The organism is Pseudomonas sp. P4_C4 (assembly GCF_056402055.1).
Map to the genome: position 1 here is coordinate 36,990 of NZ_JBFUID010000032.1, position 14,634 is coordinate 51,623.

Consider the following 14,634-nt stretch of genomic DNA (forward strand, 5'->3'; position numbering starts at 1 on the left):
CATGCGTAATATCAAAGCCTGCGGCCTGGCCGCGTTTGCGGTCCTGAGCAGCTGTTCGGTCAGTGTCCTGGCCGATGAAAACACCGCGTTGCAAGACGGTCACGAATACATGTTGACCACCAACTACCCGAACAACCTGCACGTGATCGACCTGGCCACTGACACCCTGTTCAAGACCTGCAAGATGCCCGACGCCTTCGGCCCCGGCACCGTGCAGCTGTCGCCGGACCGCAAGACCGCCTACGTGCTTAACAACCACTATGCGGATGTCTACGGCGTTGAACTGGACAGTTGCAAACAGGTGTTCCACGCCAGCATCACCCAGAAGCCGGGGGAGAAAGCGCGCTCGATGTTTGCTTTCACCCTCAGCCATGATGGCAAGGAGCTGTACACGGTCGCCAACCCGACGTTGATGATGAACGACCGTTACGAAGTACAGCAGCCACGACTCGACGTGTATGCCACCAACGCTGGCATGGACGCCAAACCGGTGCGCAGTTTCCCGGCGCCGCGCCAGCTGACCATCATGCAGAGCGGTGACGACGGCACGCTGTACGTGGCCGGGGCGGACGTCTACAAGGTCAATGTGCAAACCGGCAAGTTCGATGTGCTGATCCCCAGCCGCCACTGGAAACGCCCGAACTACAGCGCACCGGACGTGCTCTACGTGTGGAACCAGCAGACCTACCGGCATGACTTCTCGCTGCTCTACACCGCGGCGAAGTTCAAGGACAAGAAACAGGACCCGGCCACCGCCGAATACCTGTACGGCCTGTTCAGTGTCGACCTGAAGACCGGCAAGACCGAAACCACCGACTTCGGTCCTCTGACGGAAATCTACTTCAGCGGCATGCGCTCGCCCAAGGACCCGAACCTGATGTTTGGCGTGCTCAACCGTCTGGCCAAGTACGACATCAAGCAGAAGAAAATGCTCCAGTCCGCCACGCTCGATCACTCCTACTACTGCATTTCCTTCAACAAGGACGGCAGCAAGATCTACCTGGCGGGGACCTTCAACGATGTGGCGATCTTTGATGCCGACAGCCTGAAACAGACGGGCAGCGTCAAGTTGCCGGGCGGGGATATGGCGATTACCACGGCGCAGATTTTTGTGCGGTAGTTGCGGCGCCTGACCTGACGCTATCGCGAGCAAGCTCGCTCCCACAGTGGATTTTCAGTGTGACCACTATTGTGTGAACACCCCCGAACCCTGTGGGAGCGAGCTTGCTCGCGATGAGGCCCTCAAAAACACTGCAACACTCAAACCCCCGGCACCGGACAACTCAAATCCCCCTCCTGACACTTCAAGTACTGCTTGAACGTCTGAACCCGTGCCTTGGTCAGCTCCGTCACGCAATTGCTGTAGATCAGCGGATACACACTCCCGCCTTCCACCCCGGACGCAGAGAACCTGCACTCGGCATCGCGAAACGCAATCCACGACCGCTGCGCACCCACCAGTAACTTCTTGCTGTCCGGGTTGCTCTTGAGTCGCGAAGTGATTTGCTGGTAAAGCGCATTCAACTCCTTGTCCGCCGCCGCATGCTGCTGCGATGCGCACTGGTTCATCGTGACCTGGTCGGTGGCGTTGTCGCAGTTCACGGCAGCATGGGCCAGGGAGGTGAACAACAAAGGCGTCAGCGCCATTAGTAAGCGTGGGTTCATGCTCGAGTGCTCGCTGTGACCGAATGAGAGATGCAGTGTAGCGCCGAGGGGCATTCAGCCCGCTACGCTTGCCATTGCGCGTGTTTTTCCACCGAATCGTATTCCAGCCATGGCACGTCATGGGCCGTCCAGATATGCGCCTGGGGCGTCATCTGCGGATCGGTATCCAGTGTCGCCACCCGAACGATCACGTGCGGCTGGGTCGGCCGTTCGGCTATCAGGTGTGAACCGCAGGCCGAACAGAAATACCGAAACTTGCCCGGCGACGATTCATGGCGGCTCAGGCGATCCTGGCCTTTGGTCCAGCGAAAATGCTCGCGCATGACCCCGGCGGTCGATGCAAAAGCGGCTGCGTGTGCCTTGCGGCAGGTTTGGCAATGGCAATGGCTGATGGGCATGTCGAGGCTGTCGAGTTGGTATTCGATGGCCTTGCACAGGCAACTACCGCGCAGTTTATTCATGGCTGACTCCTTTCAGGGGAAGATTTCGATGGGGAACGTTAGCAGTTTCGATTCTCTGACTATTCTCCTGCCCCAGAACTTATTGTCGTAAATGCAACCGAATATCTCAGGTATGGTTGATTGCACATCCCGATTGGTACAACTTCAAGGTTGGTCGTGTGGTTTTTGACCTACTGTTCAAGTACAGGAGGTGACTTATGAACCCAGCATCTGATCGCATCGAAAGGAAAATCCTGCTCAAGGCCAAGCGTTCACAGGTCTGGCGCGTGCTGGCCAATGCCGAAATGTTCGGACAGTGGTTTGGCGTGGCGCTGGAGGGAAAGCGTTTTGTGGCAGGCGAGTGGACCCAGGGGCAGGTTACCTACCCCGGTTATGAGCATTTGCGCTGGAACGTACTGGTGGAGCGAGTCGAGCCGGAACGGCTGTTTTCGTTTCGCTGGCACCCTTATGCCGTGAAACCGGAAGTCGATTACTCCCAGGAGCCCACCACACTGGTGAAATTCGAGCTCGAAGACATGGACAACGGCACATTGCTCAAAGTCTCCGAGTCCGGTTTCGATCACATTCCCCAGGCCCGTCGCGAAAGGGCTTTCCGCATGGACAGTCGTGGCTGGGAAGAGCAAATGAACAATATCGAGCAGTTTTTGATCGATAATGCCAAGTCCCACGAGCAACAGAGTGGCGGAAGTCGGCTCGAAACCTGAGGCGTTTAAGGGTTTTGGAAGGTGGTTTATAGCGAATGTCTTACACACGATGGTAGCGATGTCGTCTGTTATAAATTGGATCCGATGCGTAATCTCGCTTCACCCACTGAAGCACAGGATGTGCTCAGGATCACGGATGATCGACCATCTGCAAGGAACGCTACGACAAGGAGTCGTCATGGTCTTGGAAAAACCCGCTTCGGCGGGTTTTTTTGTGAGCGCAGGAATAGTCATGGCGGCAGGAACCGTGTTTCTCCCGCCATTTTTTCACTGTCGGTCGAGTTTCGCCGCCGCGCGCTCGGTGATCTGCGCCCGCAGCTTCAATGAGCCGGCAGCCCGCTGGCGAGCCTCCTCCAGCACACTGGCCGGGGCCGTCTCGGGGCTGCCCGCGCTAAACGGTGGGGCCGGGGCGTATTCCAGTTGCAGCTGCACCAGCTCGGCGGTGGACTGGTCGAACAGCTCGGCGGCCAGGGTCAGGGCGAAGTCGATACCGGCGGTGATGCCGCCACCGGTCAACAGATTGCCGTCGCGAACCACCCGGTCTTTCACCGCGATTGCGCCCAGCGGCTTGAGCAGTTCGTGATACGCCCAGTGAGTGGTGGCGCGTTTGCCTTTGAGCAGTCCCGCCGCGCCCAGCACCAGCGCGCCGGTGCACACCGAGGTGATGTAGCGGGCGTTGGTGGCCTGTGCCTTGAGAAAGTCCAGGGTCTGGTCATCTTCCATCAACGGCCCGACGCCACTACCACCGGGCACGCAGATCACGTCCAGTGCCGGGCAATCATCGAAGGTGGTGGTCGGTTTCAACAGCAGGCCGGTGCTGGCGGTGACCGGCATCAGGTCTTTCCAGATCAGATGCACTTTCACATCCGGCAGCGAGGCCAGCACGTCATAAGGGCCGGTCAGGTCCAGCTGCTGAACCTGTGGAAACAACAGAAAACCGATCTGCAACGTCATGGTGTTTTTCTCGTGAAGTGGGTGGACGGTTTGACTGTAGGCTCGTAGGCTTTGGCGCATACGCCAATATCCCCACGAATTACGCCAAATGTCGAAAACCATCCATGTACTCGCTTTCGCCAACGTGCAATTGCTCGACGTCACCGGGCCGCTACAGGTATTCGCTTCGGCCAACGACATTGCCCGTCAGCAAGGCCTGCCACGACCCTACGCGCCGACGGTGATTGCCAGCGGCGGCGGGGCGGTGATGTCGTCGGCGGGGTTGGCGCTGTTGGCCGAACCTTTGCCGGATGGGGGCAGCGATACTCTGATCATCGCCGGTGGCTGGGGTGTTTACGCAGCGGCGCAAGATGCGCCGCTGGTCGCCTGGGTGCGCGAACATGCCCGTGGCTGCCGGCGGGTTTCCTCGGTGTGCACCGGCGCGTTCCTGCTGGCGGCCAGCGGCTGGCTCGACGGCCGGCGTGTGGTCACCCACTGGACCCGTTGCGAGCAACTGGCGCAGCAGCACCCGCGCTTGCAGGTCGAGCCCAATCCGATCTTCATCAACGACGGTCCGGTCTGGACCTCGGCCGGAGTGACTGCCGGTATCGACCTGGCGTTGGCCATGGTCGAAGAAGACCTCGGGCGCGTCATGGCCCTCGAAGTCGCCCGGCAACTGGTGGTGTTTCTCAAGCGTCCGGGTGGCCAGTCGCAATTCAGCGTAACCCTGTCCCTGCAACAGAAAGGCAACCGTTTCGACGAACTTCACGCCTGGATCAGCGAAAATCTGACCCAGGACCTTGGCATCCCGACCCTGGCCTTGCAGGCCGGCATGAGCGAGCGCAGCTTCGTGCGCCACTACCGCGCCGACACCGGCCAGACCCCGGCCCGGGCCATCGAACTGATCCGCGTCGAAACCGCACGGCGTTTGCTCAGCGATACTGGCGTGCCGATCAAACGGGTGGCGGTGCAATGCGGCTTCGGCAGCGAAGAAACCCTGCGCCGCAGTTTCCTGCGGGCCATGGGCGTGACGCCGCAGGCTTATCGGGAGCGGTTTTCGGTCAGTGCTGGAGCAGATCCAATAGCGCCTTGAGTGTTGCTTCTGACGCTTCTTCGGGAATGTTGTGGCCAACGCCTGCCAGCACTCGACGCTCATAGGAGCCGGTGAAATGCCTGATATCTTCGTCGATTTCTTCCGCGGGACCGACGCCATCATCGGCACCGCACAAGGAAATCGTCGGTACGCTGATACTCGGCTGTTTGCTCAGGGCCTGCTCCATCCATTCCAACGTCGGATCGCCAAGGGCATACATGAAACGGTGGCGGTAGGAGTGAATCACAACGTCGACGAAATCCGGGTTATCGAAGGCCGGGGCGCTCAACGGATAGCGTGCAGCGTTGTCGGCCCAGGTGGGTGACCACAGTTTCCAGAGCAATTCGCAAAAAGCGTGGCGATTTTCGGTCAGGCCCGCGACGCCACGAGGTGTGTGGAAATAGTACTGATACCAATAGCGATGCTCGGCCTCAGGAGCCAGAGGCAGTGTCGAATGGGGGATGTCCTGAAGGTTATAGCCATCGCCCGTAACCAGGCAGCGCACCCGTTCCGGCCACAGTGCCGCCACAATGCACGCCGCCCGACCGCCCCAATCGTAGCCACAGAGGGACGCCTGTTTAATGGAAAGGGCATCCATCAGGTCAAGCAAATCCTGGGCAAGGGCGGCTTGCTGGCCAGAGCGCAGCGTATCGGCTCTGATGAAGCGCGTCGGGCCGTATCCCCGCAGATACGGGACGATCACGCGGTAACGCTTGGCGGCGAGAGCAGGGGCGATTTCGTCGTAGGCGCGCGGTGAATAGGGAAAGCCATGAAGCAGGATGACCGGGTCGCCGGTAGCGGGGCCGTGTTCTTCGTAGGCAATGTCGAGTTGTGACGTGCGGACGGTCTTTAGTGGCTGCTCAATCATCATCCCCCCTTGGTGCCGATAGTTGTGTTACCCGAACAGCACCCTTTGCCAGTGTTCTTCACTGATGATCGCGATAGGAACACCGCTCTCTCTCAGTTCAACGGCTTTTTTGATCTTGGTGCCATAAGTGCTATGAAGCCATTGATCGTTTCCGATGCTGCCAACCACCAGATAGTTGATTTTTTTGCTGACCGAGCCACCAATCAGGCCGCCGCGTTCGACTATCAGCGACTCGCATTCTTTGCGCGGACCGTAAGCCATAACTCCGGTGAACAGGAAAACCCGATCAATCCAGTTCAGTGCGGGTGCAGGGTTATCGAGTGGAAGACAGCAAGGAGTTGTGAAGATCTGGTCAGAGCCAATCGGCAGACCTGCAAACTGGTGCAGCATGTCCAGTAGCTCAGCCGATTCTTCGGAGTCCAGCACGCCATCACTCAGCATGTTGGAGAGGCGTTTATAGAGGATGTTCACGACTGGATCACCCAGATGACACAAATGAACTTCGATCCAGCTCTTGAGAAACTCGGCTTCCTGCTGGTTGATCTTGCCATCGGCAGCGAGTCCAGCCGCAATGCCTACCAGCGCGTCGGCTGAACGTTTATCAATGCGTGCTTCGTGGAAGAATCCACTGTTTTGAAATTCCTGATGCAAATCGACCATTGTCACTGCTCCTGGGATTCAACTTCCGCTATTTGATTGAAATACTTCGCCCGATCCGGCGTAAACGTCACCACCATGCCGGTCCGAGTACATGTCAGTGCTCGTTCCTGTGCCAGATCCACGTCCAGGTCTTCCCCACGCAACCCTTGCCACTGTGCGAGGTATTTGAGGGAGCCATATTTTTCGAGTTTCTTCAGGCTGCGGCTCACGCCACCTTTCCAGCCTAGTACCGGCAACTCGCCGGCGAGGCACTGTCGGGCGAGGTCAGGGAAGCGGGCGGCGCGCTGGCGGCCGACTTCCCAGCATTTGATCAAGCCCTTGTCACCGGCCTCCCAGAGTTCTTCGCGGTTCAAACCGGTTCGGAGCGGGGAATCGATACTGCGCTGGATGCGTTGGGTCATTCTGGTTCCTTGAATTCGGGGAGGCTGGACAGCTCCGCTGTACCCGTTGAGCAAGGATGTTAGGTGGGGATGTAGTGGCTGGCAAAGGGTAATTTCGGGGGTGTTTGCTGACGGCAGGTGTTTAAAAAGTGTAGGGCTAAGTTTGCGAAACCTGTGGATGGTGTTGGAAGCTTGTACTCACGGCTGCCAGACGTTTTTCTCCCCACTCAACCTCCGGTCCAGAAAACACGCCGCACTGATCAACGCCAGGTGCGTCAGCGCTTGCGGTGTGTTGCCCATGTGCCGCCCATGGCTGTCGAGCTCTTCGGCATACAACCCCAGCGGGTTGGCGTACCTGAGCAACTGTTCGAACTCCAGGTGAGCCTTGTCCAGCTGGCCGGCGCGGGCCATGCATTCGACGTACCAGAACGAGCACGCGGCGAAGGCGCCTTCGCTGCCGGGCAGGCCGTCGATCTGGCTGTCGTCGTTGCGGTAGCGGTAGACCATGCCGTCGCGCACCAGGCTCTTTTCGATGGCTTGCAGGGTCGCCAGCCAGCGCGGGTCGCGGGCGCTGACGAAACGCACCAGCGGCATCAGCAGCATCGAACCGTCCAGGCCGGTGCCGCCGATGTGCTGGACGAAATGCCCGCGCTCTTCATTCCAGAAGTTCTCCCAGATGTCGGCGTAGATCGCCTGACGGGTCTGGTCCCAACGTGCGAACGGTGCCGGCAGCGAACGTTTTGAGGCGAGGCGGATGGCGCGGTCCAGGGCGACCCAGCACATCAGCCGTGAATGCAGGAAATGGTATTGCCCGCCGCGCATTTCCCAGATGCCGACATCCTTTTGCTCCCAGGTTGCGCAGACCTGATCCACCACTTCCACCGTGTGTTTCCAGCCTTCATGGGAAATGGCTTCGCCGTATTTGTTAACCAGGTAGATCGCGTCCATCAGCTCGCCAAAAATGTCGAGCTGGACCTGTTCGTAGGCCTGATTGCCGATGCGCACCGGTTGTGCGCCAGCATGGCCGGACAGGTGCGGCAGCTCGACCTCCGGTAATTCCTGGCGACCGTCGATGGCGTACAGGATGTTGAGTTTCATCGGTTTGCCATGGCAGTCGCTGACCCGCCCGCGCAACCAGCGCATGTAGGCGTTGGCCTCTTCGACGAAGCCCAGGCGCATGAATGCATAAACGGTGAATGAGGCGTCGCGGATCCAGGTGAAGCGATAGTCCCAGTTGCGTTTGCCACCGGGGCTTTCCGGCAGGCCGAACGTCGCGGCGGCGAGAATCGCGCCGTGTTTGCGCGAGGTCAGCAGCTTCATTGCCAGGGCCGAGCGGTTGACCATTTCGCGCCAGCGGCCGCGGTAGTTGGACTGGCCGATCCAGTCGCGCCAGAACTTCAGGGTGCGCTCCAGGCACAGTTCGGCAGCGCCTTCCTTGAAGCGAGCATCGTTGACGGCGCCGAGCAGGAACTGGCCTGTCTGGTCTTGCTCGAGGGTGAATTCGGCGACCGCCACATTGGCGTCGATGCGTAAGGCCTGATCCGAAGATAGCCGCAGCGACGGTTGACTGGCGGCCTCGAAGATCACGTCCCGCTTGTCCACGCGTGCGTGGGTCGTGGCACGGGCGTAGTCATGGCGCACAGCGCAACGCATGTGGAAAGTGGCGCTGCCGCTGACCACGCGGATCCGCCGCATCAGCAGCGGCAGGTCATCTTCGGTGTCGCCGACAGGCAGCAGGTCGGTAACTTCGACCACGGCGCGATCACTGAGCCAGCGGCTCAGCAGCACATTGGTGTCGGGCAGGTAAATCTGTTCGCGGCGAGCATCGGGCAAGTCCGGCGACAACTGGAAAATCCCCGCCTCGGGGGTGTCCAGCAGTGAGCAGAAGATCGACGGACTGTCGAATTCCGGCCAGCAGAAAAAATCCACACTGCCTTTGTCGTTGACCAGCGCCGCACTGCGCATGTCGCCGATGATGCCGTGGGCGTCGATGGGGCTTTGGCGTTCAGGGGGATCAGCCATTGTCGTGAAACTCCGGGAATCTGGGTCCTAAGTAGCTGACTGGTTTGGGTGGCCGAGAGTTCATTTGACGAAGAGGCCTTCACATTCAACCAACAAATTGCTGCTTCCCCCTCGATTCGCCGTTATGGCAACGTGCATGCCCTGACTGAGGCCGGACCCATGGCAAACCCCTATCGCGAGTTGTTCAAAGCCCCCGGCAGTGGCGCATTCGTGCTGGCCGGAATGATCGCGCGCATGCCGATTTCCATGACCGGCATCGGCCTGATCACCATGCTCTCGCAGTTGCAGGGTGGCTACGGAATGGCCGGTGCGGTGGCGGCGACGTTCGCCCTGGCCACGGCCTTTTGTGCGCCGCAGGTCTCGCGCCTGGTGGATCGATATGGCCAGGGGCGGATTCTGCCGGTGGCGGCGTTGCTGGGCGGTGGGGCACTGTTGTTGCTGTTGTTGTGCACGCGGTTGCAAGCGCCGCACTGGACGCTGTTTGTCTTCGCCGCGCTGGCATCAAGGGGCCAGAACGTAGGCAAAGCGTTGGTGCAGCAACTGCTGGAATTGGCGTCTGAGTATTTCCGCGTTGTGCGACTGACCACGGACACACCCGAGGGCGCAGTCTTTTACCTTAGCTGCGGGTTCCGGCCGATACAGGATGATTTTGCGACGCATATGAAGTCATTGGTGGATGTGACATAGCCAATGCGAACTCACTGATGGACCGTCGGGGCATTTGTGGTTCAGCAACTTTCACGCCTGAAGGAATAGTCCTCAGGCCTCGGACAGGGTTCTGCCGAGCCGTCTTCCGCATCCCGTATCGCCTATGTATTATCGGCATCGGCCCGATGCTGCCCGCCGCTCGCTCCCGCTGGGAAAGGTGAAAGCATCTCCTTCTTGTACGAACCCTGTCGCCTCTCTTGACGGTCGAGATTTGGCAATGCGAGCACCAAGGCATCTCGGCTACAGGAGCAGTCATGTTTTCAATCGAGCAAGCCAGGCAAATGGCCAAACAGTTGCGCGCCTCGCTGGAGGAACGCAATCAAGTGGTGACCCATTCCACCGCGCTGGAACTGGTCGCGCAGCAACTGGGCTACAAGGACTGGAACACCGCGTCAGCGATGCTTGCCCCGGCAAACATGCCGTCCACGCCTGCTGCGACTTTCGACAAACCCATTCCAATCCTGCGGATGTTCGACGAAGGCAAGGCGCGCGAGTTTTATCTGGATTTCCTGGGGTTCAGCGTCGAGTTCGAGCACCGCTTCGAGGCTGATCTGCCGCTGTACCTGGGCATCAGTCGCGACGGGCTGCAACTGCATCTTTCCGAACATCATGGCGATGCCAGTCCTGGCTCGACGGTATTTGTGCCGATGAAAAATATTGAACTGCTGCGGGACGAATTGCTCGGCAAGCGCTACGGATACGGGCGTCCGGATATTGTTCAGCAGGGCTGGGGTAAAGAGCTGCAAGTCTACGACCCGTTCGGCAATCGGATTCGCTTCTGCCAATACTGATTCGACGGTGCGGACCGGGGTGACCCGGTCCGCTTCAAGGCACAACGATTCGACCTCGCTCGCACCGATTCAGGCTGTGCTTTAATCTGAAACCTTCAATCAGGAGATCTCGGAATGGAACCCAACATCGCCCACGTTTCTCGCTTCCTCGTATCAGGTCTGACCGTACGTACGAAGAACCAGGATGAATTCCGGAAGGAGAGTGCGAAGATCCCCGGGCTGTGGGGGCAGTTCTTTGCCAGCAGCGTTGCCGAGCAGATCCCGGACCGTTTACCCAATGCACCTGTTGTTGGTGTGTACTCAACTTATGAATCTGACGCCAACGGTTTGTACAACGTGACGGCAGGTGTGCCCGTGACCGCGACGAGCGCGGACTTCGACAGCATCGAGATTCAGGAAGGCAAGTATCTGGTCTTCGAAGCCCGTGGCCCAATGCCCGCTGCGGTCATTCAGGCCTGGGGGGATATCTGGAACTACTTTGAACAGCATCAACAGGTGCAACGTCGTTACGCCACGGACTTTGAATCCTATGGCGGCCCTGACGAAGTCCGGATTCATATTGGCGTTGTGGCATAAACGCTGAACGAAACAGGTGGGTTAAATCTTGAGGATCAACACGGCATGACCACGCAGGACACTTCGCTTCAAGACATCGCCGCGCCTGAAGGCGTTTGTTATGGCTGTGGCAGCCAGAACCCGCACGGGTTGCACATCAAGAGCTTCTGGCATGAAGACGGGGTGCATGTCATGGCCGAGCATTTGCCGGATGACAAGTACTGCGGCTGGCCGGACCTGGTTTACGGCGGTTTGATTGCGATGCTGGTCGATTGCCACTCCAACTGGGCTGCGATGGCTTATCACTATCGGGCAGAGCAGCGCGAAGCGGGCAGCTTGCCCCACATTACCTGCGTCACCGGTCACCTGGGCATCAAGTTCATCAAGCCCACCCCGATGGGTGTCCCCCTGACACTGCGTGCCAAAGTCGAGGGCGATGTCGGGCGCAAAAGTCGGGTCATTTGCGAGGTTTTCGCCGGGGATGTCCTGACCGCTGTCGGGGATTCCACCTTTGTCCGCGTCGATACCGGGCAACTCAGGGCCGAAGCGCACGAGCGTCAGGTCGAATCCTGAACCCGGCGCAACGAACGCGCATCACCGTTGCCATTCGTCAGCGAGTGAGCACCTTTCCAGATACAAAGGCTGCCCCCCTGTAGGAGCGAGCTTGCTCGCGATGGTCGTTAACGATAACGCGTGTTTACTGGCTAAACGCAGCGCTCTTGAATCCATCGTCGGATCGCCGCCCGGAGCAAGCTCGCTCCTACAACGGCCCGGTTTTTTTGTTGCAGATGAGGCTTTCAGCCATCAGTACTGCGCGCGCAGGCTCAGGGTCACGGTACGCGGGTCGCCGTAGAAGTTGGTGCCCCAGGAGGCATCGACGCGGTCGTAGTACTTGCGGTCGAACAGGTTGTTGGCGGTCAGTGTCGACGACAGGTGTTCGTTGAACTTGTAGCCGACCTGCGCCGTGGCGATGGCAAAGCCGCCTTGCTGGAACTTCACGTCACGCTGGTAGTAGGTGTCGCTGACCACACGCACGCCACCGCCGACGCTGAAGTCCTTGAGCGCACCGTCGGTGAACTCGTACTTGTTCCACAGGTTGAAGTTGTGCCTGGGCGTAATGGTGCTGAAGGTCTTGCCTTTGTTGGCCTGATCGCCGTCCAGGAACTTGGTGGAGGTGTAGGCGTAACCGGTGACGATGCTCCAGTTCTCGCTCAGGTTGCCGCTCAGCTCGGTTTCCCAGCCCTCGCTACGTGCCTTGCCTTCGGTCATGTAGGCACCGGAGGTGTTGTCGTATTCGGCGCGGTTTTCATCGTAGATGCGAAAGGCGGCGATGCTGGCGTTCAGGCGACCGTCGTAGAATTCGCGCTTGACGCCGATCTCGTACTGCTTGCCTTCGCGCGGGCCGACCGGCTTGCCATCCGTGCCGATTTCGCTCTGCGGTTTGAACACGCCGGTGTAGCTGAAGTAGGTCGACAGCTGCGGGGTGATCTTGCCGATGATGGCGCCGTACGGTACGACCTTGCGGTTGATGCTGGTGTGGGCTTCGCCGAAGTTGTCGAAGAAGGCGTTGGCGTTTTTCGCATCGCTTTCGTACCAGGTGACGCGGCTGCCGCCGATGACATCGAGCCAGTCGGTGACGTTGAACTTGGCACGGGTGTAGACGCCGTACTGATCGGACTTGGACCAGTTGCCGTTGACGTGCGCATAGTCGTTGTGGGGAATGTCGATGCTGCCCGGGTCGAACACGTTGATCGGGAAGTACTCGCCGCCGCCGTAGGTGAAGTCCTTGTCCAGGTGCTGGTACTCGGCGCCCAGAGTGAACTCGTGCCGGCGATTGGCGAACTCGAACGGCGTGGTGACGAAACTGTCGACGCCGATGGTCTTGATGTGGGTGTAGTAGTCATAGGCCACGACTGAGCTGTCACCGGTGGTGGGGTCGACCGCGCCGTCGGCCCAGGTGAAGTTACGCTGCGGGGTTTCGGCGTCGCGGTAGGTCAGGGTGGTCTTGAACTGACCGCCGTTGTCCAGTTCGTGGTCGAGTTCGGCGAAGGTTTCCCAGACCTTTTCGTCGAGGGTGTTCCACTTGGCATCGACGAAGGTCGAGCGCGGTACGTCGAGCAATCTGCCGTCGGCGTAGGCCGGCAGACCGAAGGCCGGGGTGGAGTGGTTCTGTTGGTAAGCGCCGCCGACCGACAGGGTGGTGGTCGGGTCGAGGTCGAATTCCAGGCGACCGTAGACCATCGGGCGTTCGTTCTGCGCGTAGTTGACGAAGGACTTGTTGTTCTCGTAGGCGGTGATGAAGAGACCGCGCACGGTGCCCTGGTCGTTCAACGGGCCGGTGACGTCCACCGAAGAACGGTAGCGATCGTAGGAGCCTGCGGCCAGTTCGCCACCGAGGGCGAATTGGCTCAGGGCGCGCTTGCGCACAACGTTGATCGTACCGCCGGGTTCACCCGCGCCCTGGTACAGGCCCGAAGGACCGCGCAGCACTTCGATGCGGTCGTACATCGCCAGGTCGAAACTGGTGGCCATGTCGCCCTGGCCGGTGGGTTGCGAGACGCCGTCGACCTGCACCTGATCGACGAGGAAGCCACGCATGTAGATGTCATTGAGGCTGGAGCCGGAGTTGTAGGTCTTGATGGTCACGCCGGTGACCTGACGCAGGGCGTCCTGCAGGCTGTTCAGGTTCTGGTCGTCCATGCGTTGGCGCGTGACGACGGACACCGACTGCGGGATGTCCTTGACCTTGATGTTGCCTTTGCCGATGGTCACTTCATCGCTGGTATAGGAGTGCGTGCCTTCAGTGGTCGGCCCCAGCGCCACGCCGGTGATGGACGTCGCACCCAGTTGCAACGTACTGGAGTCACCGGCCGCCGGCACCAGCGACACGGTGTTGCCATTCAACTGAAAATTGATGCCGCTCCCCAGCAGCAAGGTTTTCAGTGCCTGTTCCGCTTCCATGCTGCCGGACACCGTCGTGGACTTGATGCCGTTGACCATGTCCTGGCTGTAGAGAATCTGCAGGTTGGTCTGCTGGCCCAGTTGGCGCAATGCGCTGGCCAGCGACTGAGCCGGCACATTGACGTTCACCGGGGCTGCCTCGACCTGGGAAGTGCCCAGCAGCAACAGGGTCAGCAGCGCGCCCGGCACGACCGTTCGGAATTTCTTTTGCCGTTCGATGGCTAATGCCAGCGGTGCGCGGGACAGAGTAAGGCTTTGCATTGCTCGAATCGCTCCAGAATGGTGTGTGCAGTTTTTTAGATAATGATAATTATTATTAGACGGACCACTTTGGCTAAACCGGAGAACAAACTTCAAAAAACAATGGTCTGCGTGCGGCAACGACCGTCAGGCGGTCGCGCGCTCGGTGACGACCCGGCCCGATTCCATGCGCACCAGTTGATCGGCCATGTCGAAATAGCGGTCGTCGTGGGAGATGACGATGATGGTTTTGCCCAGGCGTTTGAGGTCCGGCAGCAGCTCGGTGTAGAAGATGTGGCGGAAGGTCGGGTCCTGGTCGGCGGCCCATTCGTCGAACACCAACACCGGGCGTTCTTCCAGCCAGGCATTGACCAGCGCCAGGCATTCAACACTGATCTCGACTGACCCACCGCCTTCGCGAGCAAGCTCGCTCCTACAGGGTTCGAGACAATTTACCGGGCAAGTCGAAGCAGTACTTTAAATCTATATGAGAATTACTATAAATTACGCGACTCAAATTGCCACTATCTTGCCGCTGCGTGATTCAGCGGTCGCCGGAACGGCTCAAGGACAGAAACCGCACCCCAGGCGGA

15 protein-coding genes and 1 pseudogene are annotated in these 14,634 nt (G+C 59.4%); 7 read left to right on the top strand and 9 right to left on the bottom strand.

Annotated features, from left to right (window positions below):
• The first annotated feature begins 1 nt into the window (after position 1).
• Complete coding sequence (peaD, locus tag AC1DXW_RS17465; RefSeq protein ID WP_477760265.1) at positions 2-1,120, top strand: quinohemoprotein amine dehydrogenase subunit beta; 1,119 nt, start codon at positions 2-4, stop codon at positions 1,118-1,120.
• 140 nt (positions 1,121-1,260) lie between these two features.
• On the opposite strand, the gene AC1DXW_RS17470 is transcribed toward peaD, so the two are convergent.
• Positions 1,261-1,665, bottom strand: coding sequence for a lysozyme inhibitor LprI family protein (locus AC1DXW_RS17470; protein WP_477753897.1), 405 nt, complete (start codon positions 1,663-1,665; stop codon positions 1,261-1,263).
• 62 nt (positions 1,666-1,727) lie between these two features.
• The gene (locus tag AC1DXW_RS17475) at positions 1,728-2,126 is read right to left on the bottom strand and encodes a GFA family protein (protein WP_477753896.1); all 399 of its coding nucleotides are present in this window, start codon (positions 2,124-2,126) and stop codon (positions 1,728-1,730) included.
• Between the two features lie 197 nt (positions 2,127-2,323).
• On the opposite strand from AC1DXW_RS17475, the gene AC1DXW_RS17480 reads away from it, so the two are divergent.
• The gene (locus AC1DXW_RS17480) at positions 2,324-2,830 is read left to right on the top strand and encodes an SRPBCC family protein (protein WP_477753895.1); all 507 of its coding nucleotides are present in this window, start codon (positions 2,324-2,326) and stop codon (positions 2,828-2,830) included.
• Between the two features lie 267 nt (positions 2,831-3,097).
• On the opposite strand, the gene inhA is transcribed toward AC1DXW_RS17480, so the two are convergent.
• A complete protein-coding gene (gene inhA, locus AC1DXW_RS17485; RefSeq protein ID WP_477753894.1) occupies positions 3,098-3,784 on the bottom strand; it encodes an isonitrile hydratase in 687 nt (228 codons plus the stop codon).
• 88 nt (positions 3,785-3,872) lie between these two features.
• On the opposite strand from inhA, the gene AC1DXW_RS17490 reads away from it, so the two are divergent.
• Positions 3,873-4,856 (top strand): GlxA family transcriptional regulator, encoded by a 984-nt coding sequence (locus AC1DXW_RS17490; protein ID WP_477760266.1) that lies wholly within the window; start codon positions 3,873-3,875, stop codon positions 4,854-4,856.
• Here the strand turns inward: AC1DXW_RS17490 and AC1DXW_RS17495 are convergent.
• The 4 genes from AC1DXW_RS17495 to AC1DXW_RS17510 all read right to left on the bottom strand — a co-directional run bounded on the left by AC1DXW_RS17495 (position 4,825) and on the right by AC1DXW_RS17510 (position 8,786).
• Positions 4,825-5,727: an alpha/beta fold hydrolase gene (locus tag AC1DXW_RS17495; RefSeq protein WP_477753892.1), complete on the bottom strand. Its 903-nt coding sequence runs from the start codon at positions 5,725-5,727 to the stop codon at positions 4,825-4,827. The two genes, AC1DXW_RS17490 and AC1DXW_RS17495, sit on opposite strands and share 32 nt — an antisense overlap.
• A gap of 24 nt (positions 5,728-5,751) precedes the next feature.
• Positions 5,752-6,384 (bottom strand): BRCT domain-containing protein, encoded by a 633-nt coding sequence (locus AC1DXW_RS17500; RefSeq protein WP_477753891.1) that lies wholly within the window; start codon positions 6,382-6,384, stop codon positions 5,752-5,754.
• Between the two features lie 2 nt (positions 6,385-6,386).
• Positions 6,387-6,785 (bottom strand): hypothetical protein, encoded by a 399-nt coding sequence (locus AC1DXW_RS17505; RefSeq protein ID WP_477753890.1) that lies wholly within the window; start codon positions 6,783-6,785, stop codon positions 6,387-6,389.
• Positions 6,786-6,962: 177 nt separating this feature from the next.
• Positions 6,963-8,786 carry a glycoside hydrolase family 15 protein gene (locus tag AC1DXW_RS17510; RefSeq protein ID WP_477753889.1) on the bottom strand — a complete coding sequence of 608 codons (1,824 nt, stop codon included), beginning with the start codon at positions 8,784-8,786 and terminating at the stop codon, positions 6,963-6,965.
• A 159-nt stretch (positions 8,787-8,945) separates the two neighbouring features.
• Between AC1DXW_RS17510 and AC1DXW_RS17515 the strand changes: the two genes are divergently transcribed.
• From AC1DXW_RS17515 to AC1DXW_RS17530, 4 genes are all read left to right on the top strand, one after another.
• Positions 8,946-9,473: an MFS transporter gene (locus AC1DXW_RS17515; RefSeq protein ID WP_477753888.1), complete on the top strand. Its 528-nt coding sequence runs from the start codon at positions 8,946-8,948 to the stop codon at positions 9,471-9,473.
• 275 nt (positions 9,474-9,748) lie between these two features.
• Positions 9,749-10,285, top strand: a complete 537-nt coding sequence (locus AC1DXW_RS17520) for a glyoxalase superfamily protein (protein WP_477753887.1) — start codon at positions 9,749-9,751, stop codon at positions 10,283-10,285.
• A 114-nt stretch (positions 10,286-10,399) separates the two neighbouring features.
• Positions 10,400-10,861: a GyrI-like domain-containing protein gene (locus AC1DXW_RS17525; protein WP_477753886.1), complete on the top strand. Its 462-nt coding sequence runs from the start codon at positions 10,400-10,402 to the stop codon at positions 10,859-10,861.
• Positions 10,862-10,906: 45 nt separating this feature from the next.
• The gene (locus tag AC1DXW_RS17530) at positions 10,907-11,413 is read left to right on the top strand and encodes a PaaI family thioesterase (protein ID WP_477753885.1); all 507 of its coding nucleotides are present in this window, start codon (positions 10,907-10,909) and stop codon (positions 11,411-11,413) included.
• Between the two features lie 231 nt (positions 11,414-11,644).
• Here AC1DXW_RS17530 and AC1DXW_RS17535 read toward each other — a convergent pair whose 3' ends face one another.
• The gene (locus AC1DXW_RS17535; RefSeq protein ID WP_477760267.1) at positions 11,645-14,062 is read right to left on the bottom strand and encodes a TonB-dependent siderophore receptor; all 2,418 of its coding nucleotides are present in this window, start codon (positions 14,060-14,062) and stop codon (positions 11,645-11,647) included.
• 126 nt (positions 14,063-14,188) lie between these two features.
• Positions 14,189-14,422, bottom strand: a pseudogene (locus AC1DXW_RS17540) (cyclic peptide transporter); the annotation flags it as partial.
• Positions 14,423-14,634: the final 212 nt, after the last annotated feature.